Consider the following 22,986-nt stretch of genomic DNA (forward strand, 5'->3'; position numbering starts at 1 on the left):
TTTTATGTGTGAGATCCTCAACGCGCACGAAATCGTAGCGGCGCGATTCCGTGCGGATATCCACTAAACCCGGTTTTTCGCCAGCTCGCTGACAAATCCCTGCACCCACTCCATACGGATTTTCCGGTCCGCCATATCGCGGGTGAACTTCAATCGCGTTGGGCCATCCAGCTTCCACTGCTGAGGATCTTTTTGCAGCAGGCCAATCAGCCAGCCTGGATCGACCTGATTCTGCGGCGCAAACTCGAAGAATCCGCCTTTGTCGCTGGCTTCAATCTTACGAATCCCCAACTCGCGCGCCACTAAACGCAGCCCGGCAACATCCAGCAGATTACGCGCGGCATCCGGCAGCTTGCCGAAGCGGTCAATCATCTCAACCTTCAGTTCCGCCAAATCCTGCTCATCGGCGGCGCTGGCCACGCGCTTGTAGAGCGACAAGCGGGTATTCACATCCGGGATAAAATCATCCGGCAGCAGGGCAGGCATACGCAGTTCGATTTCGGTTTGATTGCTGGTGAGATCTTCCAGCGACGGCTCGCGGCCCGCCTTCAGCGCATCGACCGCGTTCTCCAGTAGCTCCATATACAGCGTGAAGCCGATGGTTTCCATCTGGCCGCTCTGATCTTCGCCGAGCAGCTCACCCGCGCCGCGAATCTCCAGATCGTGGGTTGCCAGCGCAAAACCGGCGCCGAGATCTTCCAGCGACGCGATAGCTTCCAGACGTTTTTGCGCATCAGTGGTCATCGCTTTTGGATGCGGCGTCAGCAGCCACGCATAGGCCTGATGGTGCGAACGTCCCACGCGGCCACGCAGCTGATGCAGCTGCGCCAGACCAAAGTGGTCAGCGCGTTCAATGATAATGGTGTTAGCGCTGGGTACGTCGATACCGGTTTCGATGATGGTGGTACACACCAGCACGTTAAAGCGCTGATGGTGGAAATCATTCATCACCCGCTCGAGATCGCGTTCGCGCATCTGACCGTGACCAATGGCAATGCGCGCTTCCGGCACCAGATCGGCCAATCGCTGCGCCGCTTTCTCGATGTTTTCCACGTCATTATAGAGATAGTAAACCTGGCCGCCGCGCAGCACTTCACGCAGGATTGCCTCGCGCACCACCAGGCTATCGTACTCTCGCACAAAGGTTTTCACCGCCATGCGTCGTGCTGGTGGCGTGGCAATAATCGACAGATCGCGCATGCCGCTCATCGCCATATTCAGGGTACGCGGAATCGGCGTGGCGGTGAGCGTCAGGATATCGACATCGGCGCGCATCGCCTTGATCCGCTCTTTATGACGCACGCCAAAGCGGTGCTCTTCATCGACAATCAGCAGGCCGAGATCGTGCCACTTCAGGTCGTTCGACAGCAGCTTATGGGTGCCAATCAGAATATCGACTTTGCCCTCGCGCGCCTGTTCCAGCACCTGACTCTGCTCTTTGGCGGTGCGGAAGCGCGACAGCATCTCAATGCGCACCGGCCAGTTAGCGAAACGATCGCGAAAGTTGTCGTAATGCTGCTGCGCCAGCAGCGTGGTGGGCACCAGCACCGCGACCTGTTTGGCGTTCTCAACCGCCAGAAACGCAGCGCGCATCGCCACTTCGGTTTTACCAAAGCCGACGTCGCCGCACACCAGACGATCCATCGCCAGCGGCTGACACATGTCGCTCAGCACTGCGTTGATCGCCTGGCCTTGATCCGGCGTGGTTTCAAATGGGAAGCCTTCGCAGAACAGCTGATACTGATCGCGATCGTGCTTAAAGGCAAAGCCGGTTTTGGCTGCGCGCTGAGCGTAAATATCCAGCAGCTCTGCCGCCACGTCGCGCACTTTCTCAGCAGCTTTCTGCCGCGCGCGTGACCAGGCATCGCTGCCAAGTTTATGCAGCGGCGCGTTTTCATCCGCGCCACCGGCATAGCGGCTAATCAGATGCAGTGATGAAACCGGCACGTACAGCTTGGCGTCGCCCGCATAGGAGAGCATCAGATATTCAGCGACGATGCCGCCGGCTTCCAGCGTGGTCAGGCCGATATAACGTCCCACGCCGTGCTCCAGATGCACCACCGGCTGGCCAGGATGCAGCTCGGCGAGGTTGCGGATCAGCACATCAGGATTGATGGTGCGGCGATTATCCTGGCGACGACGACTGACGCGCTCGCCAAGCAGATCGCTTTCGCAGATCAACGCCAGCTGGCGTTGCGTATCGATAAAGCCGCGCTCGCTGGCGCCAATCATCAGGCTAAGCGGCTGATTGGCGGCCTGATCAAAGTGATCGATAGCCTGTGGACGCAGTTTAATGCGCGCCAACAGCTCTTGCAGGCTTTCACGGCGGCCTTCACTCTCAACCGAGAAAATCACCTGACCGCTGAATTGTTCAAGGAACTGACGCAGCAGATCGAGTGGCGCTTTGGCCTGCGCCTGCACCGTCAATTCCGGCAGCGGCTGATAACCGAGATTGGTATTCGCTGCTTTTTCCGGCAGCGTCTCGCTGCTTAACTGCATGCGCGGCCAGGCTTTCAGTTCGCTCATCAGCGTGTCGGGACGCAGCCACAGCGTGACCGGCTCCAGCAGCGGGCGCATCGGATCGATACGGCGATTCTCAAAGCGCGCGTTGGCGTCAAGCCAGAAGCGCTCGGCGCTGGCCAGCAAATCGCCGCTGTTGAGCAGCAGCGTATTGGCGGGCAGATAGCTGAACAGCGTCGGCAACGCCTGCTCAAAGAACAGCGGCTGCCAGTATTCGATACCGGCGGGCAGCGTACCTTTGCTCACCTGCTGATAGACGTGCTCCGGCTCGCGCCGTACGTCAAAGGTTTCGCGCCAGCGGCTGCGGAACAGCTCGATGGCGGCTTTATCCGTGGGGAATTCATGCGCCGGCAGCAGGTTGATAGCGTTGACCGCCTCCAGCGTGCGCTGCGTATCGACATCAAACAGGCGCAGGCTGTCGATCTCATCGTCAAAGAAGTCGATGCGATAAGGTTGGTCGCTGCCCATCGGGAACAAATCGAGCAGCGCACCGCGCGTGGCGTATTCACCGTGCTCCATCACCTGATCGACGTGGCGATAACCGGCCTGCTCCAGCTGATCGCGCAGCGCATCGCGCGACAGCTTTTGCCCTTGTTGCATCACCAGCGCATGGCCGTGCAGGAAGCTGTGCGGACACACGCGCTGCATCAGCGTGTTGACCGGCATAATCAGCATACCGCGCGTTAAGTTGGGCAGTTGATACAGCGTGGAGAGGCGAGCTGAGATGATGTCCTGATGCGGCGAGAAGCTGTCGTAGGGCAGCGTTTCCCAGTCAGCGAGATGGGTGACCGGCAGATCGGTGAACTGGCGAATCTCCTCCTGCAGACGCAGGGCAGATTGCATATCCGGGGTAATCATCAACACCGGACCGCTGTGGCGTTCGGTGATGCTGGCGCACTCAAGCGCTTGTGCGGCGCCGACGAGCTGACCGAGCTGGCGATGGTCGCCGGCTTTGACTGGCAGGGTATAACGACTCTGTTCCGACATGGGATCTCGACATTCTCTCCTTGGATTACAGGGCGTCATCATTCCATAATCCGCCCTGAGGATCATCTGTCGTGGTGCGATTTCTCACACTTTTGCCGGTTGAGCTACTTACTCGATTGCTGTGTGTAGTGCATACGTGGACGATCGACATTGGCCCATGACAGCTCTTTCTCCAAATGGTAGCTGTGATTGCCGTCGTCCCACTTCACGTAATAGCCGGTTGGCGCATCTCCCTGTTCAAAAACGTTAACGATCTCGCCTTTAATTTCACCCGATTTGTGTTTAACAATACTGCTTTTGGGGAATTTGAACATGGTGTACTCCTCGTCGCCTACGGTATTTCATCTTTAAGTCTACGCCAGCCTATGACGAATAAACGTACAAATAACATCATTAATTTGTCGCAATTTTATGCATAAGCGTTGGCTGGGACGGTTTTTGACACAACTTTGCCGCAGACTCAGAGGGTTAGAGGTTTCATAAAGAGGACGCCTCCTTTATCATCCCACTACTTATTTTCAGGCAACTGCCAAGACGGATCTCATGTATCAACCAGTCGCGTTATTCATCGGTTTGCGCTACATGCGTGGACGTGCCTCAGACCGCTTTGGTCGCTTCGTCTCCTGGCTCTCAACCATCGGCATCACGCTCGGCGTGCTGGCGCTGGTCACCGTGTTATCGGTGATGAATGGCTTTGAGCGCGAGCTGGAAGGCAATATCCTCGGCCTGATGCCACAGGCGCTGATCACCAGCGACAAAGGCAGCATCAATCCTAAGGCGTTGCCCGCCGACAACCTCAAACTGCAAGGCGTTAAGCGCATCGCACCGCTGACCACCGCCGATGTGGTGCTACAAAGCGCGCGTAACGTCTCGGTCGGCGTGATGCTCGGCATCAATCCCGACGAACAGGATCCGCTGACGCCATTCCTCGTCAACACCCAACAAAGCGTGCTGCAGCCGGGCCAGTACAACGTCATTCTCGGTGAACAGCTGGCTGCACAGCTGGGCGTGAAGCGCGGCGATCAGCTGCGTCTGATGGTGCCATCGGTCAGCCAGTTCACGCCGGTGGGGCGCTTGCCGAGCCAGCGTATTTTCACCGTGGCTGGCACCTATGCCGCCAACAGCGAAGTGGATGGCTATCAAATTCTGGTCAATCAGCAGGATGCGTCACGAGTGATGCGCTATCCGCTCGGCAACATCACCGGCTGGCGTTTGTGGCTGGATAAGCCGTTAAGCGTTGATGCGCTGAGCCAGCAGAAACTGCCGGAGGGGCTGACGTGGAAAGACTGGCGCGAACGCAAAGGCGATTTGTTCCAGGCGGTACGTATGGAAAAAAACATGATGGGGCTGCTGCTGAGCCTGATCATCGCGGTGGCGGCTTTTAATATCATTACCTCGCTGGGCCTGCTGATCATGGAGAAGCAGGGCGAAGTGGCCATTTTGCAAACGCTGGGTTTAACCCGCCGCCAGATTGTCGCGGTGTTTATGGTGCAGGGCGCCAGCGCGGGCATTATTGGCGCGCTGCTGGGCACCGTGCTTGGCGTGCTGCTTGCCAGCCAGCTGAATAATTTGATGCCGGTGATTGGTCTGTTCCTTGATGGCGCGGCGCTGCCGGTCGACATCAATGTGTTGCAGGTGATCACTATTGCGCTGGTCTCGATGGCCGTCGCGCTGCTTTCTACCCTTTATCCGTCGTGGCGCGCTGCCGCCGTCCAACCCGCTGAGGCTTTACGTTATGAGTAATACTCCTTTGTTGCAGTGTCGTGACCTGTGCAAACGCTATCAGGAAGGCAGCGTGCAGACCGATGTGCTGCGCAATGTGGCTTTCAGCCTGCAGCCGGGTGAACTGACGGCGATTGTCGGCAGCTCCGGTTCGGGTAAAAGTACCTTACTGCATCTGCTTGGCGGCCTGGATGCGCCGACATCAGGCGATGTGATTTTTGACGGTAAATCGCTGAATGCGATGTCGTCAGCCGCGAAAGCCGAGCTGCGCAACCGCGAGTTGGGCTTTATCTATCAGTTCCACCATTTGCTGCCGGACTTTAGCGCGCTGGAGAACGTGGCGATGCCGCTGCTGATTGGCAAAATCGGCAAAGCGGAAGCGGAATCACGCGCGCGTGAAATGCTGGCGGCGGTCGGGCTGGAAAAACGTGCTGCGCATCGGCCTTCTGAGCTGTCGGGCGGTGAACGTCAGCGTGTGGCGATTGCTCGCGCGCTGGTGAATCGTCCGCGGCTGGTGATGGCCGATGAACCTACCGGTAACCTCGATGCGCGCAACGCCGACGCGATTTTTGAACTGCTCGGCGAGCTGAACGTCAAACAGGGCACCGCTTTTCTGGTGGTAACGCACGATCTGCAGCTGGCGAAACGCCTGAGCCGCCAGATGGAGATGCGCGACGGTGAGCTGAGCGACCAACTGACGCTGGGAGTGATCTGATGGCTTCGTCATTATCCCTGCTGCTCGGGCTGCGTTTTAGCCGCGGTCGGCGGCGTGGTGGCATGGTCTCGTTGATCTCCATCATCTCCACTATCGGCATTGCGCTGGGCGTGGCGGTGCTGATCATCGGCCTGAGCGCCATGAACGGCTTTGAGCGTGAGCTCAACAACCGCATTCTGGCGGTCGTGCCGCACGGTGAAATCGAGCCGGTGAATCAGCCATTCCGCAACTGGCAACCGATGATCGCGCCGATTGAGCAGGTGGCTGGCATTGCCGCCGCAGCGCCCTATATCAACTTCACCGGGCTGATTGAGAGCGGTGCGAAGCTGCAGGCGCTGCAGGTGAAAGGCGTCGATCCGCAGCAGGAAGCGCGTCTTAGCGCCTTGCCGAGCTTTGTTGCCGGTGATGCCTGGTCGCAATTCGCGGCCGGTAAACAGCAAATCATTCTGGGTGGCGGCATCGCCAAATCGCTCAACGTGAAACAGGGCGACTGGATCACCATCATGATCCCGAATAATGATGGCGAGAATAAGCTGCTGCAGCCGAAACGTATTCGCCTGCAGGTCAGCGGCGTGCTGCAACTGAGCGGCATGCTCGATCACAGCCTGGCGCTGGTGCCGTTGGCCGATGCGCAGAAGTATCTGGATATGGGCGATAGCGTCAGCGGCATCGCGCTGAAGATGAACGACCCATTCCAGGCGCAGAAGCTGGTGCGTGACGCCGGTGAAGTGACGCACTCATACGTCTACATCAAGAGCTGGATTGGCACTTACGGCTACATGTACCGTGACATCCAGATGATTCGCGCCATTATGTATTTAGCCATGGTGCTGGTGATTGGCGTGGCCTGCTTCAACATCGTTTCGACGCTGGTGATGGCGGTAAAAGACAAGAGCAGTGACATCGCGGTGCTGCGTACGCTGGGCGCCAAAGATGGTTTGATTCGCGCCATCTTTATCTGGTACGGCTTGCTGGCGGGCCTGCTCGGCAGCGTCAGCGGCGTGGTGGTCGGTGTGCTGGTGGCGCTCAATCTCACGCCGGTGATGCGCGTGTTTGAGCACCTCACCGGACATCAGCTGCTGGCTGGCGATATCTACTTTATCGATTTCCTGCCGTCTGAACTGCACTGGATTGATGTGATTTCGGTGCTGGGCACCGCGATTGTCCTGAGCCTGATTGCCAGCTGGTATCCGGCACGACGCGCCAGCCGTATCGATCCGGCCCGCGTGCTGAGCGGTCAGTAAAGATAAAACGCAGCCGCCGTGTGGCTGCTATTATCGGGCAGATGAGCCCGAAAATACCCGACGCGCGGCGATAAACGCCGCAGATAAGGAGCTTTTATGCGCATACCGCGCCGCCGCCTACGACTCGCCCGCGACAAAAAAAACCGCCGCAAGGTGCATCAGCGCTTTCGCCAGCGCATCTTCGAGCGCGATCGCAAAGCTGAACTGGCCGCGCATCCGCAACCGCGCGTGGTGGTGCTGACTGGCGCGGGGATCTCCGCCGAATCCGGTATTCGCACTTTCCGTGCGGACGATGGCTTGTGGGAAGAGCACCGCGTGGAAGATGTCGCCACGCCGGAAGGTTTTCAACGCAATCCAGCGCTGGTGCAGGCGTTCTACAATGCGCGCCGCCAGCAGCTGCAACAGTCCGAAATTCAGCCCAACGCTGCGCACAAAGCGCTGGCGGAACTGGAGCAGGTGCTGGGCGATAACTTCCTGCTGGTGACGCAGAATATCGATAACCTGCACGAACGCGCCGGCAGCCAGCGCGTGCTGCATATGCACGGTGAACTGTTGAAAGTGCGCTGTGTCAGCAGTGGACAAGTGCTGGACTGGACCGAAGATTTAACCCCGGACGATCGCTGCACCTGCTGCCAGTTCCCGGCCATGCTGCGCCCGCACATCGTGTGGTTCGGCGAAATGCCACTGGGGATGGAAGAGATTTATCAGGCGATTGAGCAGGCGAATCTGTTTATCGCCATTGGCACCTCGGGCCACGTCTATCCCGCCGCCGGTTTTGTCCACGAGGCGAAACTGCAGGGCGCGCATACCGTGGAGCTGAATCTGGAACCGAGCCAGGTCGGCAATGAGTTTGCCGAGCGTCATTACGGCTTAGCAAGCGAAGTGGTGCCGGAGTTTGTGCATACGTTTTTGCGTGGGTTGTATAAGTAGCGATCGTTGTAGGGTGCGCATTAATGCGCACCTGGCATGCCAGGTCGCCATGAATGGCGACCCTACGAAAGATTAACGTCCCGCCTTCAGCTTCTGGAACAGCGTCTCATACTGCACGCTGGCTTCACCGACATCGTTCTGCCACTCGCCGTTTTTAATTACATCCTCGTCAGGATACAGCGAAGGATCGCTGGCCACTTCCTGTGGCAGTAACTTCTTCGCTGCCAGGTTTGGCGTGGGATAACCAATGGTTTCCGCCACCTGTGCCGCCACATCCGGACGCAGCAGGAAGTTAATCAGCTTCAGCGCGCCTTCACGGTTTTTTGCATTGGCCGGAATCGCCAGGTTATCCATCCAGAAAATCCCGCCTTCCTGCGGCCAGATAATCTGTAGCGGCGTGCCAGCCTGCCGCGCAACGTAGGCGGAACCGTTCCAGATCATCCCAACGTTCACTTCGCCTTCCATAAACGGGTTGCCCGGATTATCGGAGTTAAACGCCAGCACGTTCGGCATCAGCTTTTTCAGCTCTTCATAAGCGGCTTCGATCTGTTTGGGATCGCGGGTGTTGCCCGAATAACCCAGCTTACGCAGCGCCATCTGGAATACTTCACGCGCATCGTCGGTCAGCAGCAGGCTTTGCTTATACTCAGGCTTCCACAAATCGGCCCAGCGGGTAATGCTTTTGGCATCCACTTCGTCAGTGTTGATGCCAATGGCGGTGGCGCCCCAGATATAGGGGATCGAGTAATCATTGTTAGGATCAAACGGCTTGTTGAGCAGGTTAGGATCGAGGTTTTTGAAGTTGCTGAGCTGGGTTTTATCGATCTTTTGCAGCATGCCTTCATTACGCATTTTGGCGACGAAGTAGGTTGAAGGCACCACCAAATCGTAGGCGCCATCTTTCCAGGTCTTTAGCTTGGCATACATGCTTTCATTGGATTCGTAGGTGGAGTAAATCACCTTGATGCCGGTCTCTTTGGTGAACTGCTCCAGCAGTCCCGGCGGCACGTATTCGGTCCAGTTATAGAAGTAGAGCGTTTTGCCGGCGTCCGCCTGCGCGCTCTGCATGCCCAATGCCAGCGCCCCAGCCGCCAGCCAGTGAGACCACTTTTTCATCGATTATCCTCTATTTGGTTTTATCACGGAGCAACAGCTGACTGAGCGCCACCAACAGCAGCGACAGCAGCAGCAAAATTGTCGCCAGCGCGTTCACTTCCGGTGACACGCCAACTTTCACCATCGAATAGATTTTTAATGGCAAAATTTCGAAGCTCGGGCCGGTGACGAACGACGATACCACGACATCGTCCATCGACAGCGTAAAGCTCAGCAGCCAACCCGCTGCGACCGCCGGCAGCGCCAGCGGCAGCAGAATTTTGCGCAAAATGGTGACTTCGCTGGCACCAAGATCTTTGGCGGCTTCCAGCATGCGCACATCAAACCCTTTCAGGCGCGAATAGACGGTGATCACCACAAACGGCAGGCAGAAGGTGATATGCGAGAACAGCAGCGACCAGAAGCCCAGCGAAATGCCCAGCAGCATAAACAGCACCAGCAGCGAAATCGCCATCACGATATCCGGCGACATCATCACCACAAACAGCATGCCGCTGACGAACGGTTTACCACGGAAGCGATAGCGATAAAGCGCCACGGCGGTCAGCGAGCCGATAATCGTGGCGCAGCTGGCAGAGAGCACGCCCATCAGCAATGAATGCTGGGCTGCCTGAATCAGGCTGTCGTTATTCATCAGCAGGCGATACCACTGCGTGCTGAAGCCCTGCCAGTTAATACCGAAACGCGAACGGTTGAAGGAGTTGACGATCAGAATGATGATCGGGATATAAAACCAGGCATAAATCACGGCCATGAAGCCGCCACGTAACCAGCGCGCCATCATTGCAGTTCCACCTTGCTGTTCAGCATACGCGCTGCGCGCCAGTAAGCCAGCAGCATCAGCCCCATCAGCAGCGTCATCACAATGCTGGTGGCAGCACCGAACGGCCAGTCACGGATATTCAGGAACTGGCTCTTGATCACGTTGCCAATTAACAGGTTTTTCGCGCCGCCCAGCAAATCCGCTACAAAGAACAAGCCCATCGCCGGGATAAACACCAGCAGGCAACCAGCGACAATGCCCGGCATGGTGAGCGGCAGAATGATGCGTAAAAAGGTTTTTACTTTGTTCGCGCCAAGATCGCGCGCCGCTTCGAGGCAGGATTTATCCAGCTTTTCCAGGCTGGAGTAGAGCGGCAGCACCATAAACGGCAGCAGAATGTAGATCAGCCCCAGAATCACCGCTTCCGAGGTGTACATGATGCGAAACGGTTTATCGATCACCCCAAGCCACAGCAAAAATTCATTCAGCCAGCCGCGCGTGCTGAGGAAGATTTTCAGACCGTAGATACGGATCAGCGAGTTGGTCCAGAACGGCACAATCAGCAGGAACAGCATCAGCGGACGCAGGCGCGCCGGCAGTTTCGTCAGACACCAGGCAAACGGATAACCGAGCAGCAGGCAGCACAGCGTGGCGATCAACGCCATATTCAGCGAGTGCAGCAGCACATCAGCGTAGAGCGGATCGAGCAGCCGCGTGTAGTTATTGAGGGTGAAGGCCATACTGACAAAATGCGCATCATCGCGCGTCAGGAAGCTGGTGGCGAAAATCATCAGGTTAGGCAGCAGCACAAACAGCGTTAGCCAGCTGACGATCAGCGCGACAATCACTTTCTGCAGGCGGTTACGCATCAACTTCATACGGCAGCACCACCTCCCAGTTGGCAACCCAGCTGACGGCCATTTTCTGGTTCAGCGAGTGATCAAAATCGGGATCGTCCTCGTTGAAGAACTCGCTCACCGTCAGCAGCTTGCCGTTCTCCAGCTCAACGGTGGATTCCAGCGTCATGCCTTTATAGTTGCGCTCGCGCACGTAGCCGATCAGGTTGTCGCTGCGGCCGTCATGATCGATCTCTTCGACGCGCAGATCTTCCGGGCGCAGCAGCACATGCAGCTTATCGCCGGCGCTCACCGGGAAATCACACTGCAACTCGCATTCGCGGCCTTCCACGCGCGCACGGATGGTGGGCGCATGGTCACTGTTCAGCACCTCGGCATCGAACACGTTAATCTCGCCGATAAAGCGCGCCACAAACAGGTTGGCGGGCTCTTCATAAATCTCGCGCGGCGTGCCGTCCTGTTCGATGCGCCCATCGCGCATCACCACGATACGATCGGACATGGTCAGCGCCTCTTCCTGATCGTGAGTGACAAAGACAAAAGTGATGCCGAGCTTACGCTGCAGCGCTTTAAGCTCGTTTTGCATCTGGCGACGCAGCTTGTAATCCAGCGCCGACAGCGACTCGTCCAGCAGCAGCACTTTCGGGCGATTGACCACCGCGCGCGCAATCGCCACGCGCTGCTGCTGACCGCCCGAAAGCTGATGCGGACGGCGATCGGCAAAACTCTCCAGCTGCACCATCGCCAGCGCATCGTTAACGCGCGTGGTGATCTCCGCCGCCGGGGTTTTCTGCATGCGCAGGCCAAAGGCGACGTTCTCAAACACCGACATGTGCGGGAACAGCGCGTAGCTCTGAAACACAGTGTTGATATGGCGATGCTCGGCGGGCAGATCGGTGATGTCGTTATCATCAAGAATGATGTGACCGCGATCGGCCTCTTCCAATCCAGCAACCAGGCGCAAAATGGTGGTTTTTCCGCAGCCGGAAGGGCCAAGCAGCGTGATGAACTCGCCGTGACGGATGGTCAGGTCAAAGTCAGAGATGATGGTTTTGCCATCAAAAGCTTTACTGATGCCAGAAAGCGTAACCAGCGCAGGCGCGCGTGTTTGCGTCATTTTAGTCACTCAGTCTGATGGTGAATCAGGTTACAGCATAGCCGCTGGTGGCCGCTTGCTGTGATGAAGGGCGCGATGATACCGCAAAAATGTGTCAATGCCATGTTTTGCCACGGATTTACCTTGAAAACTCTGAAAAATGCCGGAGTATGCGTAACGGATAAGTCGGACAGGCGCGAGTGAGCGAATTTTCAACGCAAGTCACGTTGAGAGAGCTAACCTGAAGGATAATGATTTGACGCAACATGGTGCCATTTGGCCACCATGATAATGACGCAGGTTCTTTAGAGGGATGACAGATGGATCAATTACTTGAGCGTTTTCTCAGTTATGTTGCAGTAGAAACTCAGTCAAAACCTCAGGCACGACAGGTGCCAAGCAGCGAAGGGCAGTGGACGCTGGCGCGTCAATTACAGGAAGAACTTATCGCGCTGGGCTTTGTTGATGTCTCTCTGAGCGATCACTGCTGTGTGATGGGCACCTTACCGGCTAACGTTGATTGGGCCACGCCGGTAATCGGCTTTATTTCGCATATGGACACCTCGCCGGATTTTACCGCCAAAAACGTCAATCCGCAGATTATTGAAAACTATCGCGGTGGCGATATCGCGCTCGGTAACGGTGATGAAATTCTGTCACCGGTGATGTTCCCGGTCCTGCACAAGCTGATCGGTCATACGCTGATCACCACCGATGGCAAAACGCTGCTCGGCGCGGATGATAAAGCCGGTATCGCCGAGATCATGACCGCGATGGCGCGTCTGGCAAAAGGGGATACGCCACACGGTGCGATTCGCGTGGCCTTTACACCCGATGAAGAGATTGGTCGCGGCGCGTCGCACTTCGACGTCGAAGGCTTTGCCGCCGATTGGGCGTATACCGTTGATGGCAGCGATCTCGGCGAGTTCGAGTTCGAGAACTTCAATGCCGCTACCGCGATGGTTAAAATCACCGGCAACAACGTGCATCCAGGCAGCGCTAAAAATGTGATGGTCAATGCGCTGGATCTGGCGATGCGCTTCCACGCGGAACTGCCAGCCAAAGAGAAGCCGCAGTATACCGACGGCTATGAAGGCTTCTTCCATCTGCACACCATCAAAGGCACGGTTGAGCACGCCGAGCTGATGTATTTGATCCGCGATTTTGATGCCGACAGCTATGAACAGCGTAAACAGCTGCTGGAAGAGATTGGCCAGCGCGTCAGCAAAGGGCTGCAAAGCGAATGTTCGGTGAAAGTGGAGATCAGCGACAGCTATCGCAACATGCGCGAGAAAGTCGAACCGCATCCGCACATTATTGAGCTGGCGCTGCAGGCGATGCGCGATTGCGGCATCGAACCGAACGTCAAACCGATTCGCGGCGGCACCGACGGCTCTGCGCTGTCGTGGAAAGGATTGCCATGCCCGAACCTGTTCACCGGCGGCTACAATTATCACGGCAAGCACGAGTTCGCCTCACTCAATGTGATGGCACAGTCGGTGGATGTGATTGTGCGTTTGGCTGAGCTGGCGGGGCAGAAGAAGGGGTGATGGTGATTGCATAGTGCGGGTTGTCCCCCATGCCGGCCTTCCCCCATAAATGGGGGAAGGAGACGCTGCCCCATGCAGCTCCAAAACGAACATATGGCAGCATCATCCTCCCCCATTTATGGGGGAGGACCGAGGAGGGGGACAGCCAGCACCGACCGAGGAGGGGGACAGCCAGCACCCACCGAGCACCCACCGAGCACCCACCGAGGAGGGGGACAGCCAGCACCCACCGAGCACCCACCGAGTTTTAGAAACCCCGAGACAGATTGAAACTTACTCGCCGAAGAACCAATACCCGCTATTCACCAACGCCGCCAGCTGCGCCAGCAGTGAAGGGTCGTCCAGCGCATCGCCGAAATCTTCCAGCGTCAGCACGTGATTGTGCGCCAATGCTGCCAGCACATGCGGATGGCTGCTGGTGATCGATTCACCGTTCACAAACACCACATCGCCAATGGTCAATACGCGCAGGCCGCCGAGCCGCGTCAGCGCATCGCCTTGCTGCAATGCATCGTAGATTTCGTCCGGTTGATACGGCGGCTCTGGCGGTGCGACGTCCAGCTCATGACGCGACTGAGAAATAAACTCGCCAAACCACTGATTAAACTGCTCCGGCTGGTTAATCACATCCATCATGACTTTGCGGATGCCTTCCAATTCAGACGGCAGAATTTGCGATGGGCATTCACGCGATGGCACATCGGGATCGCTGTAGCGGTAGCTGCCCAATTCGTTGGCCAGCATGTGATCGGCAAAACCGCTGATCAGCTCGCGACCGTTCGGTGCGCGGAAGCCGACCGAATAGTTGATGGCGTTTTCCAGCGAATAGCCTTCGTGCGGGAATCCTGGCGGAATATAGAGAATATCGCCGGGCTCCATCTCTTCATCGATGATGGCGTCGAAAGGCTCAACCTGCAGCAGATCCGGATGCGGGCAGTGCTGTTTCAACGGCACTTTTTCACCCACGCGCCAGCGACGGCGGCCAGTGCCCTGAATGATAAACACATCGTACTGATCGAAATGCGGACCGACGCCGCCGCCCGGCACGGCAAACGAGATCATCAGGTCGTCAACACGCCAGTCGGGCAGAAAACGGAACGGACGCATCAGTGCGGCAGAAGGTTCATGCCAATGGTTGACCGCCTGCACCAGCAGCGACCAGTTGCTCTCACCGAGATGATCGTAGCTTTCAAACGGGCCGTGGCTGACTTGCCATTTGCCCTCGTTATGGCTGACAAGGCGGCTATCCACCTCATTTTCCATCGCCAGACCGGCCAGCTCGTCAGGAGAAATAGGATCGACGAAGTTTTTAAATCCACGTTTAAGCACCACCGGGCGTTTCTGCCAGTAGCGTTGAATAAAGTCGGGCCAGTTGATATCGAGCTGATAGTCCATATGAGGAGTCCGTTTGCTGCAAAGAATGATGGCAAGTATAACAGCCCGCGTCCCTTTCTACTCGCGGTGATGCTCGACTTCCTGGCGCTGGAAAATCACTTCCATGCGCGCGCCGCCGAGCGGGCTGGTGGTGGCGATCACCTGGCCGGCGTACTGTTCGAGGATGTCGCGCACCACGGCTAAACCTAATCCCTGGCCGGGACGCAAGGTGTCGGCACGCTGACCGCGCACGAAGATCAGATCGCGTTTGCTCTCCGGGATGCCGGGGCCGTCATCATCAATAAACAGATGCAAAGTGTTGTCGGTTTGTCGTGCGGTGACTTCAATAAATTCGAGGCAATATTTGCAGGCGTTATCCAGCACGTTGCCAAGCACTTCCATAAAGTCATTTTTATCGCCGATAAAGGTCAGCTCGGGCGAGATATCCAACGTGATCGCTACGCCCTTGCGTTGATAGACTTTATTCAGTGCCGAGCACAGGCTATCGAGCAGCGCCGAAACCGAATGCAAATCGCGCTGCAGAGGATTGTGATCGGCCTGCATGCTGGCGCGATGCAGGTAATAACCAATCTGCTGCGAGATGCGGCTGATCTGCTCCAGCATCACCGGTTCGGCCTGTTCAATGGTTAACTCTTTACCATTGCGTAACGATCGCAGCGTACTTTGCAGCACTGCCAGCGGGGTTTTCAGGCTATGGGTGACATCCGACAAGGTGGTGCGATAGCGCGTGTAGCGTTGACGTTCGTTGGTCAGCAGCAGGTTAAGATTGCGCACCAGACTGCGTAACTCTTGCGGCGGATTGTCATCAAGATTCTCGCGCTGACCGGTTTCCAGCTCGCGCACCTGCGAAGTGAGATCGCCTATCGGCCGCAAACTCCAGTGCGCCGCCAGCCACAGCAGCGGGATCACCAGCAGCAGATTGGCCGCCAGCACATAGCTAAACCACGACCACACCACATCGGAATGCTGCAACTCTTGCGGAATTGAGTCGACCACCACAATGGTCAGCGCCGGTAAGTTGGTGGTGGCATCGTAGCGATTGACCGCGACCGAGTGGGTGAAGGTGTCACTGCTGTCGCTATCCAGCGCGTGCAGCCGCTCTTTCGCCTGCGGGTTGTTGCCCATCGCCGCCATGCTGGTGCGATTGCTGGTATCGATTTCGTAGAAATCGGGCTTGAGCAGCCATTCACGATGAATCTTTTTGCGGATTTCGGGCACATCGCGCTGCTGCCACAGCAGTTTGCCGCGTTCATCGTAGATAAAGACCAGCGTGGGGAAATTGAGCGTCATGCGCTCCGGCTGGCCGATGGTGAGCTGATTGTCGTGCCACTGCGCCAGCGTAAAGAACAGATTGCTCTCGCCGCGCATCACGCGATAGGTATTTTTATCGAAACTGACGACATAGCCAACCACCGCGACCATGCCGTAGGAGAGTGACAAAAACAACACGATCGCCGCGGTCGCCAGCAGAAAACGAGCGCGGAGAGAGAAGGGGCGTAAACGCCGGAACCACGTCATAAATCAGAGATCAAAGCGATAGCCCTGGCCGCGTACGGTGTTGATCACTTCGGTTGGATAGAGTGAGAGAATTTTTTTACGCAGACGGCCCATCAACACGTCGATGGTGTGACTTTCGCGCAGTTCGGCATCCGGATAGAGCTGCAGCATCAGCGAATCTTTGCTCACCACTTTACCCGCGTTGCGAATCAGGGTTTCGACGATGGTGTATTCGAAAGCGGTCAATTTTACCGGTTCATCTTGCACCGTCAGTTCGCGGCGAGAGAGATCGACCTGGAACGGCGGCATGGAGATAATTTGCGACGCGTGTCCGCTGTTGCGACGCATCAGTGCCTGCAAGCGTGCAGCCACTTCTTCAATGTGGAACGGCTTAGTGACGTAGTCGTCGGCACCCGCTTCCAGCGCTTCCACCTTGGCCTGCCAGCCTTCGCGCGCGGTTAACACCAGAATCGGTTGACGTACCGCATCGGTGCGCCAGCGGCGAATCAGCGACATGCCATCTTCATCGGGCAAACCGAGATCGACCAGCGCGATGTCGGGGACATGTTCTTGCAGGAAATAATCCGCTTCTTTGGCATCTTCTGCGGCGTCGACCTGATGGCCCATTTCACGCAATTGCACGGCGAGGTGATGGCGTAGCAGCGCATTATCTTCCACAACCAGAACACGCATAGTATTTCCTTAGCTTCGAACGTAGTGATGATGAGGAGAGTATACGCAAAGCCAGCTAAACCAGAGAACAACCAGGCGCGCGAAACGCGCCTGGCCACCGCATTACTTCAAATCATCAACCATCTGAATCGCACGGCCGAGGTAGTTGGCTGGCGTCATCTGCTTCAGACGCACTTTTTCCTCTTCCGGCAGTTCGAGGCTATCGATAAAGGTTTGCATACCGGCAGCATCAACGCGTTTACCGCGCGTCAGCTCTTTCAGCTTCTCGTAGGGTTTTTCGATGCCGTAACGACGCATCACGGTTTGGATCGGCTCAGCCAGTACTTCCCAGTTGTGATCCAGCTCGTCCAGCAGACGATCGCGGTTCACTTCCAGTTTAGAGATGCCTTTCAGCGTGGCTTGATAAGCGATCAGCGCATAACCGATGCCCACGCCAAGGTTACGCAGCACGGTTGAGTCGGTCAGGTCGCGCTGCCAGCGTGAAACCGGCAGTTTGCTGGCCAGATGCTGCATCATCGCGTTAGCCAGACCGAGGTTGCCTTCGGAGTTTTCGAAGTCAATCGGGTTCACTTTGTGCGGCATGGTGGACGAACCGATTTCACCGGCGATGGTTTTCTGCTTGAAGTGATTGAGCGCGACGTAGCCCCAGATATCACGATCAAAGTCGATCAGAATGGTGTTGAAGCGCGCGATGCAATCAAACAGTTCAGCGATGTAATCGTGCGGCTCGATCTGCGTGGTGTAAGGGTTCCAGGTGATGCCTAGCGAGGTAACAAACTGCTCGCTCAACTGGTGCCAATCCACTTCCGGGTAGGCGGAGATGTGGGCGTTATAGTTACCGACCGCACCGTTGATTTTACCCAGCACGTCAATTTTGCTCAGCTGACGCAACTGGCGCTCGAGACGGTACGCCACGTTCGCCATCTCTTTACCCATGGTTGACGGCGTTGCCGGCTGGCCGTGGGTGCGCGACAGCAGCGGAATGTCACGATATTCGTGTGCCAGGCCTTTAACAGCATCGATCAGTTGGTTCCAGAACGGCACGATCACATCACGACGAGCGGTTTCCAGCATCAGCGCATGCGACAGGTTGTTGATATCTTCGGAGGTACAGGCGAAGTGGATGAATTCAGACACCGCATGCAGCGCGGGTACATCGGCCACTTTCTCTTTCAGGAAATACTCCACGGCTTTGACGTCGTGGTTGGTGGTGCGCTCGATGGTTTTGATGCGCGCCGCGTCTTCTTCGCTGAAATTGGCGACAATGGCATCAAGGAAAGCGTTTGCGTCGGCATCAAATGCAGGAACTTCCTTGATCTCGACAGTCGTGGCCAATTTTTGTAACCAGCGAACCTCAACCTCAACGCGGAATTTCAGCAAACCGAACTCGCTGAAAATGGCGCGCAGTGGGCTGACTTTATCGCCGTAACGACCATCGACAGGTGAAACGGCGGTCAGAGAGGATAATTCCATCAGTGCAACTCCTGAATCGTTTAACAATTATGCCGGGGCGGCGCTTAATACGCCGGGCCCAGGCGGGATAAAATGGTTTTGGCTTCGCTCAGCAAGCGCTGGCGCGAGAACATCAGCTGCAGACGGCCACCGCCAACCTGCTGCCATAACACCGCAGAGCGAATGCCGGCCAGCAGGGCGGCGCGCACTTTACTCTGCACTTGTGAATTCTGTAGCACCTGCGGTGAACCGGTCACCTGAATGCGCGGGCCCAGCGGGCTAATCACATCCACATAAATGCCGGCCATTGCGCTGATGATGGTGTCCGATTCCAGCTCGTAATGCACCAGCTGGCGGTCGAGCTGGCCGATGCGTTGTGCCAGCGTATTCATCGCGGTTTTGTTGCCGTGCAGCTTACGCTCCAGCACCATCATGCTTAAGGTGTAACGCGTCAGTTCGGCGCTGGCGCCCTGACGATTGCTGCTGTTCAGCACCGCCATCAAAGTCTCTAATCCAACCTTTAAATTGGCTTCGTCGTTGCCAAACACTGCCAGCGTCGAACCGGGATTGAGATCGATCAGGCTGCGCAGCGACACATTCAGTGCCGCGTTATTGCAATTTCCCTGCTGCGCGAGCTGTTGCACCACATGGGCGGCCTGGCATACGCCCGCCAGCGCCAGCGTAATCTCATAATAGTTCTTAGCCACGCTTAACTCCTGTCATCGCGTCGGGCAGCGCCGACCTTAGGCTTCTGCCAGAGGCAGGCGTTGTTCGATAATGCCGCCGCCGAGGCACACTTCACCGAGATAGAATACGGCGGATTGGCCTGGCGTGACGGCCGCAACCGGCTCGTCAAAACGGACTTCAATGCGGTCATCGCCGTGCGGAATAATTTCACACGGAATGTCGGTCTGGCGATAGCGGGTTTTCACCGTGCAGCGCAGCGGCGCGGTCATTGGCTGACGATCAACCCAGTGCAGCTGTTGGGCAATCAACCCCACGGACATCAGGCGCGGATGCTCGCCGCCTTGCGCCACGATCAGGCGATTGCGCGCCACATCTTTGTCGACCACATACCAGGGATCGTCGTTGCTCTCTTTACGGCCGCCGATGCCCAGACCTTTACGCTGGCCGAGCGTGTGGTACATCAAGCCCTGATGTTCACCGACGATTTCGCCGTCAACGGTTTCGATTTCGCCCGGCTGCGCAGGCAGATAACGACCAAGGAAGTCGCGGAACTTGCGCTCACCGATAAAGCAGATGCCGGTGGAATCTTTCTTCTTCGCGGTGATCAGATCCAGCTGCTCAGCGATGCGGCGCACTTCCGGCTTATCCAGTTCGCCAACCGGGAACAGGCTTTGCGCGATCTGCTGGTGGCTGAGCGTGTAAAGGAAATAGCTCTGATCTTTGTTGCCATCGAGGCCGCGCAGCAAGCGGCTTTGACCGTCAACATCCTGACGGCGCACATAGTGGCCGGTGGCGATGAAGTCTGCGCCGAGATCGTCCGCCGCGAATTCGAGGAAGGCTTTGAACTTGATCTCTTTGTTGCACAGGATGTCGGGATTCGGCGTGCGGCCGGCTTTGTACTCTTCCAGGAAGTGCTCGAACACGTTATCCCAGTACTCAGCGGCGAAGTTGATTTTGTGCAGTTTGATGCCGAGTTTGTCACACACGGCTTGTGCGTCAGCCAGATCATCGGCGGCGGTGCAATACTCCTCGCCATCGTCTTCCTCCCAGTTCTTCATGAACAGGCCTTCAACCTGGTAGCCCTGCTGCTGCAGTAACCAGGCGGAAACGGAAGAATCGACGCCGCCGGACATTCCGACGATCACTTTTTTCTGGCTGTTGTCAGACATGACGCACTCTTAAATTACGATAAAAACAGGCGGCGCATTCTATCATGCAGAAGCGGGGCGCGCACCCTCATGAAACGGCCACTGGAACGGCGCGACCAGATGCAGCGGATAACGCTCGCCTTGTTGCCACAGTCGCACGCTCTCTGCCACTAACGGCGAACGCAGGCGATTGGCCGTCAGAATCTGCTCTGGCGGCAGCCACCAGCAGCAGTCGATGTCGCGATCGTGCGGCGAGGTATCGACTTTTTCGGCCAGATCGAGGCCAAACAGGAAACGCACAAAAGGTGTATCGTCCGGCGCAATCCACTGCTGCACGCCGAGGAAATATTCAGGTTTGGCTTCAATGCCGGTCTCTTCAAACAGTTCACGCTGGGCGGCTTCGAGAAGAGTTTCATTGGCCTCAAGATGCCCGGCGGGCTGGTTCCAGGTAATACGACCGTGCACGCGCTCTTCAACCACCAGCAAATGTCCCTGTGCCTGCACGATACAGGCGACCGTTACATGAGGTTTAAACATCCTTCCTCCGAAATTGTTAACTAAAAGTTATTAAATGGCTGCACTGATATCGCGCCATTCACCCGGGGGCAAATCGCCTAACTGATGTTCGCCCATCGCAAAGCGAATCAGGCGCAATGTCGGAAAGCCGATGTGTGCCGTCATGCGGCGCACCTGGCGATTTCGTCCCTCAAACAAGGTGATTTTCAGCCAGCTGGTGGGAATCGCTTTGCGTTCACGAATCGGCGGCTGGCGCGGCCACAGCCACTCTGGCTCGCCCACCAACTCAATGCCTGCCGGCAAAGTGGGGCCATCGTTCAGCGTCACGCCGCTGCGTAACAGGGATAAATCTGATTCCTGCGGCGCACCTTCCACCTGCACAAAATAGACCTTTCCGGTGCGCTTGCCGGGCTGCGTCAGCGCGGCCTGCAGCGCGCCATCGTTGGTCAAAATCATCAATCCTTCGCTGTCGCGATCGAGTCTGCCAGCGGCGTAGACGTCGCTCACCGGCACAAAATCCTTCAGCGTGCGGCGTCCGGCTTCGTCACTGAATTGCGGTAAAACATCGAATGGTTTGTTAAAGAGTATGACGCGTCTTGGGCCTTTCGGACGGGTATCGCGGCGCACGGGCTTACGTGCCGGGGCGCTTGCGCGCTTATCCTGGTGAATTCGTTGAGAAGTTTTTCGCATGGGCTTTGCAGTCGGAAACATTCGGCGCATTATAGCGCGAAACTACGGTGATTGGCGTAGCGGAAATAATCAAGTAGTATTGACCCGCATCTTACAAATCATTAACAAAAAATCGCTCGAAGGAGAGGTTGATGGAAAGCAAAGTAGTTGTTCCGGCGGAAGGTCAAAAAATCACCCTGGATCAGGGAAAACTGAATGTTCCGAATAACCCGATTATTCCTTACATTGAAGGTGACGGTATCGGCGTTGATGTTTCCCCGGTAATGTTGAAAGTGGTTGATGCCGCTGTGAAGAAAGCCTACAACGGCGAGCGAAAAATTTCCTGGATGGAAATTTATACCGGCGAAAAATCAGTAGAACTCTACGGCCAGGACGTCTGGCTGCCGCAGGAAACCCTCGATTTAATCAAAGAATATCGCGTTGCCATCAAAGGCCCGCTGACTACTCCAGTTGGTGGCGGTATTCGTTCTCTGAACGTTGCGCTGCGTCAGGAGCTGGATCTGTACGTTTGTCTGCGTCCGGTTCGCTACTACAAAGGCACGCCAAGCCCGGTTAAGCGTCCAGAAGAGACCGACATGGTGATCTTCCGTGAAAACTCAGAAGATATCTATGCCGGTATCGAGTGGAAAGCGGGCACGCCAGAAGCGGATAAAGTGATCAAGTTCCTGCGCGAAGAGATGGGCGTGAAGAAAATTCGCTTCCCTGAGCAGTGTGGTATCGGCGTTAAGCCATGCTCGGAAGAGGGCACTAAACGTCTGGTGCGCGCAGCGGTTGAATACACCATCACCAACGACCGTGATTCTCTGACCCTGGTTCACAAAGGCAACATCATGAAGTTCACCGAAGGTTCTTTCAAAGACTGGGGTTACCAGTTAGTGAAAGAAGAGTTCGGCGGCGAGCTGATCGATGGCGGCCCGTGGATGAAGTTCAAGAACCCGAACACCGGTAAAGAGATCATCGTTAAAGACGTGATCGCCGACGCCTTCCTGCAGCAGATCCTGCTGCGTCCGGCGGAATACGACGTGATCGCCTGTATGAACCTGAACGGTGACTACATCTCTGATGCCCTGGCGGCACAGGTTGGCGGTATCGGTATTGCACCAGGCGCCAACATCGGTGACGAATGTGCCCTGTTCGAAGCGACGCACGGTACAGCACCGAAGTATGCAGGTCAGGATAAAGTGAACCCAGGTTCAGTGATCCTGTCAGCTGAAATGATGCTGCGTCATCTGGAGTGGTTCGAAGCGGCTGACTTAATCGTTAAAGGTGTTGAAGGCGCAATCGCTAACAAAACCGTGACCTACGATTTCGAACGTCTGATGGAAGGCGCTAAACTGCTGAAATGTTCAGAGTTTGGTGACGCGATCATTAGTAACATGTAATTTGCCACTCGGGCAGAAAGCATAAC

General features: G+C 56.5%; 20 protein-coding genes. 6 read left to right on the forward strand and 14 right to left on the reverse strand.

The window, feature by feature from the left end; translation table 11 throughout:
- Window positions 1–63: 63 nt before the first annotated feature.
- Both mfd and K5Y32_RS03625 read right to left on the reverse strand, forming a co-directional pair.
- Complete coding sequence (gene mfd / locus K5Y32_RS03620; protein ID WP_222181813.1) at window positions 64–3,507, reverse strand: transcription-repair coupling factor; 3,444 nt, start codon at window positions 3,505–3,507, stop codon at window positions 64–66.
- A gap of 104 nt (window positions 3,508–3,611) precedes the next feature.
- The gene (locus tag K5Y32_RS03625) at window positions 3,612–3,821 is read right to left on the reverse strand and encodes a hypothetical protein (protein ID WP_008103029.1); all 210 of its coding nucleotides are present in this window, start codon (window positions 3,819–3,821) and stop codon (window positions 3,612–3,614) included.
- Window positions 3,822–4,050: 229 nt separating this feature from the next.
- On the opposite strand from K5Y32_RS03625, the gene lolC reads away from it, so the two are divergent.
- The 4 genes from lolC to cobB all read left to right on the forward strand — a co-directional run bounded on the left by lolC (window position 4,051) and on the right by cobB (window position 8,118).
- Window positions 4,051–5,250 carry a lipoprotein-releasing ABC transporter permease subunit LolC gene (gene lolC / locus K5Y32_RS03630; RefSeq protein ID WP_222181814.1) on the forward strand — a complete coding sequence of 400 codons (1,200 nt, stop codon included), beginning with the start codon at window positions 4,051–4,053 and terminating at the stop codon, window positions 5,248–5,250.
- Window positions 5,243–5,944: a lipoprotein-releasing ABC transporter ATP-binding protein LolD gene (gene lolD / locus K5Y32_RS03635; protein ID WP_008103026.1), complete on the forward strand. Its 702-nt coding sequence runs from the start codon at window positions 5,243–5,245 to the stop codon at window positions 5,942–5,944. The genes lolC and lolD overlap by 8 nt, the downstream gene beginning before the upstream one ends.
- Entirely contained in the window at window positions 5,944–7,188 is a 1,245-nt protein-coding gene (lolE, locus tag K5Y32_RS03640; RefSeq protein ID WP_008103023.1) for a lipoprotein-releasing ABC transporter permease subunit LolE, read from the forward strand. The genes lolD and lolE overlap by 1 nt, the downstream gene beginning before the upstream one ends.
- A gap of 96 nt (window positions 7,189–7,284) precedes the next feature.
- Window positions 7,285–8,118 (forward strand): Sir2 family NAD+-dependent deacetylase, encoded by an 834-nt coding sequence (gene cobB, locus K5Y32_RS03645; protein WP_222181815.1) that lies wholly within the window; start codon window positions 7,285–7,287, stop codon window positions 8,116–8,118.
- 72 nt (window positions 8,119–8,190) lie between these two features.
- Here cobB and potD read toward each other — a convergent pair whose 3' ends face one another.
- The 4 genes from potD to potA are packed head-to-tail and all read right to left on the reverse strand — an operon-like array spanning window position 8,191 to window position 11,971.
- Window positions 8,191–9,234 (reverse strand): spermidine/putrescine ABC transporter substrate-binding protein PotD, encoded by a 1,044-nt coding sequence (gene potD, locus K5Y32_RS03650; protein ID WP_222181816.1) that lies wholly within the window; start codon window positions 9,232–9,234, stop codon window positions 8,191–8,193.
- 10 nt (window positions 9,235–9,244) lie between these two features.
- A complete protein-coding gene (gene potC, locus K5Y32_RS03655) occupies window positions 9,245–10,018 on the reverse strand; it encodes a spermidine/putrescine ABC transporter permease PotC (RefSeq protein WP_061716930.1) in 774 nt (257 codons plus the stop codon).
- Window positions 10,015–10,875 (reverse strand): spermidine/putrescine ABC transporter permease PotB, encoded by an 861-nt coding sequence (potB, locus tag K5Y32_RS03660; protein ID WP_101760814.1) that lies wholly within the window; start codon window positions 10,873–10,875, stop codon window positions 10,015–10,017. Before potB ends, potC begins: the two co-directional genes overlap by 4 nt.
- Entirely contained in the window at window positions 10,859–11,971 is a 1,113-nt protein-coding gene (gene potA, locus K5Y32_RS03665; RefSeq protein WP_222181817.1) for a spermidine/putrescine ABC transporter ATP-binding protein PotA, read from the reverse strand. The genes potB and potA overlap by 17 nt, the downstream gene beginning before the upstream one ends.
- A 299-nt stretch (window positions 11,972–12,270) precedes the next feature.
- Between potA and pepT the strand changes: the two genes are divergently transcribed.
- A complete protein-coding gene (gene pepT, locus K5Y32_RS03670) occupies window positions 12,271–13,500 on the forward strand; it encodes a peptidase T (RefSeq protein ID WP_101760812.1) in 1,230 nt (409 codons plus the stop codon).
- A gap of 273 nt (window positions 13,501–13,773) precedes the next feature.
- On the opposite strand, the gene K5Y32_RS03675 is transcribed toward pepT, so the two are convergent.
- The 8 genes from K5Y32_RS03675 to rluE all read right to left on the reverse strand — a co-directional run bounded on the left by K5Y32_RS03675 (window position 13,774) and on the right by rluE (window position 21,578).
- Window positions 13,774–14,895, reverse strand: a complete 1,122-nt coding sequence (locus K5Y32_RS03675) for a cupin domain-containing protein (protein ID WP_008103010.1) — start codon at window positions 14,893–14,895, stop codon at window positions 13,774–13,776.
- Between the two features lie 57 nt (window positions 14,896–14,952).
- Window positions 14,953–16,413, reverse strand: a complete 1,461-nt coding sequence (gene phoQ / locus K5Y32_RS03680; protein ID WP_101760810.1) for a two-component system sensor histidine kinase PhoQ — start codon at window positions 16,411–16,413, stop codon at window positions 14,953–14,955.
- 3 nt (window positions 16,414–16,416) lie between these two features.
- Window positions 16,417–17,085 carry a two-component system response regulator PhoP gene (gene phoP / locus K5Y32_RS03685; RefSeq protein WP_101760808.1) on the reverse strand — a complete coding sequence of 223 codons (669 nt, stop codon included), beginning with the start codon at window positions 17,083–17,085 and terminating at the stop codon, window positions 16,417–16,419.
- A 102-nt stretch (window positions 17,086–17,187) separates the two neighbouring features.
- Window positions 17,188–18,558 carry an adenylosuccinate lyase gene (purB, locus tag K5Y32_RS03690; protein WP_222181818.1) on the reverse strand — a complete coding sequence of 457 codons (1,371 nt, stop codon included), beginning with the start codon at window positions 18,556–18,558 and terminating at the stop codon, window positions 17,188–17,190.
- A gap of 44 nt (window positions 18,559–18,602) precedes the next feature.
- The gene (gene hflD, locus K5Y32_RS03695; protein WP_222181819.1) at window positions 18,603–19,244 is read right to left on the reverse strand and encodes a high frequency lysogenization protein HflD; all 642 of its coding nucleotides are present in this window, start codon (window positions 19,242–19,244) and stop codon (window positions 18,603–18,605) included.
- Between the two features lie 36 nt (window positions 19,245–19,280).
- Window positions 19,281–20,393 (reverse strand): tRNA 2-thiouridine(34) synthase MnmA, encoded by a 1,113-nt coding sequence (mnmA, locus tag K5Y32_RS03700; protein WP_110865945.1) that lies wholly within the window; start codon window positions 20,391–20,393, stop codon window positions 19,281–19,283.
- Between the two features lie 42 nt (window positions 20,394–20,435).
- Window positions 20,436–20,909, reverse strand: coding sequence for an NUDIX domain-containing protein (locus K5Y32_RS03705; protein WP_101760804.1), 474 nt, complete (start codon window positions 20,907–20,909; stop codon window positions 20,436–20,438).
- Between the two features lie 30 nt (window positions 20,910–20,939).
- Window positions 20,940–21,578 (reverse strand): 23S rRNA pseudouridine(2457) synthase RluE, encoded by a 639-nt coding sequence (gene rluE / locus K5Y32_RS03710; protein ID WP_370581444.1) that lies wholly within the window; start codon window positions 21,576–21,578, stop codon window positions 20,940–20,942.
- 131 nt (window positions 21,579–21,709) lie between these two features.
- Here rluE and icd point away from each other — a divergent pair, with 131 nt between their 5' ends.
- Complete coding sequence (gene icd, locus K5Y32_RS03715) at window positions 21,710–22,960, forward strand: NADP-dependent isocitrate dehydrogenase (RefSeq protein WP_064740914.1); 1,251 nt, start codon at window positions 21,710–21,712, stop codon at window positions 22,958–22,960.
- Window positions 22,961–22,986: the final 26 nt, after the last annotated feature.

The sequence above is a fragment of the Pantoea sp. DY-15 genome (assembly GCF_019795935.1).
In the GTDB taxonomy this organism is placed as follows: Bacteria; Pseudomonadota; Gammaproteobacteria; order Enterobacterales; family Enterobacteriaceae; genus Pantoea; species Pantoea leporis.

What these genes read in the sequence shown, in the direction of transcription:
- phoQ (WP_101760810.1), bottom strand. Translation starts at nt 16,413, where the DNA reads ATGACGTGGTTCCGGCGTTTACGCCCCTTCTCTCTCCGCGCTCGTTTT.
- pepT (WP_101760812.1), top strand. Translation starts at nt 12,271, where the DNA reads ATGGATCAATTACTTGAGCGTTTTCTCAGTTATGTTGCAGTAGAAACT.
- potA (WP_222181817.1), bottom strand. Translation starts at nt 11,971, where the DNA reads ATGACGCAAACACGCGCGCCTGCGCTGGTTACGCTTTCTGGCATCAGT.
- mnmA (WP_110865945.1), bottom strand. Translation starts at nt 20,393, where the DNA reads ATGTCTGACAACAGCCAGAAAAAAGTGATCGTCGGAATGTCCGGCGGC.
- rluE (WP_370581444.1), bottom strand. Translation starts at nt 21,578, where the DNA reads ATGCGAAAAACTTCTCAACGAATTCACCAGGATAAGCGCGCAAGCGCC.
- potC (WP_061716930.1), bottom strand. Translation starts at nt 10,018, where the DNA reads ATGATGGCGCGCTGGTTACGTGGCGGCTTCATGGCCGTGATTTATGCC.
- potD (WP_222181816.1), bottom strand. Translation starts at nt 9,234, where the DNA reads ATGAAAAAGTGGTCTCACTGGCTGGCGGCTGGGGCGCTGGCATTGGGC.
- lolE (WP_008103023.1), top strand. Translation starts at nt 5,944, where the DNA reads ATGGCTTCGTCATTATCCCTGCTGCTCGGGCTGCGTTTTAGCCGCGGT.
- cobB (WP_222181815.1), top strand. Translation starts at nt 7,285, where the DNA reads ATGCGCATACCGCGCCGCCGCCTACGACTCGCCCGCGACAAAAAAAAC.
- lolC (WP_222181814.1), top strand. Translation starts at nt 4,051, where the DNA reads ATGTATCAACCAGTCGCGTTATTCATCGGTTTGCGCTACATGCGTGGA.
- K5Y32_RS03675 (WP_008103010.1), bottom strand. Translation starts at nt 14,895, where the DNA reads ATGGACTATCAGCTCGATATCAACTGGCCCGACTTTATTCAACGCTAC.
- K5Y32_RS03625 (WP_008103029.1), bottom strand. Translation starts at nt 3,821, where the DNA reads ATGTTCAAATTCCCCAAAAGCAGTATTGTTAAACACAAATCGGGTGAA.
- icd (WP_064740914.1), top strand. Translation starts at nt 21,710, where the DNA reads ATGGAAAGCAAAGTAGTTGTTCCGGCGGAAGGTCAAAAAATCACCCTG.
- lolD (WP_008103026.1), top strand. Translation starts at nt 5,243, where the DNA reads ATGAGTAATACTCCTTTGTTGCAGTGTCGTGACCTGTGCAAACGCTAT.
- mfd (WP_222181813.1), bottom strand. Translation starts at nt 3,507, where the DNA reads ATGTCGGAACAGAGTCGTTATACCCTGCCAGTCAAAGCCGGCGACCAT.
- purB (WP_222181818.1), bottom strand. Translation starts at nt 18,558, where the DNA reads ATGGAATTATCCTCTCTGACCGCCGTTTCACCTGTCGATGGTCGTTAC.
- K5Y32_RS03705 (WP_101760804.1), bottom strand. Translation starts at nt 20,909, where the DNA reads ATGTTTAAACCTCATGTAACGGTCGCCTGTATCGTGCAGGCACAGGGA.
- phoP (WP_101760808.1), bottom strand. Translation starts at nt 17,085, where the DNA reads ATGCGTGTTCTGGTTGTGGAAGATAATGCGCTGCTACGCCATCACCTC.
- potB (WP_101760814.1), bottom strand. Translation starts at nt 10,875, where the DNA reads ATGAAGTTGATGCGTAACCGCCTGCAGAAAGTGATTGTCGCGCTGATC.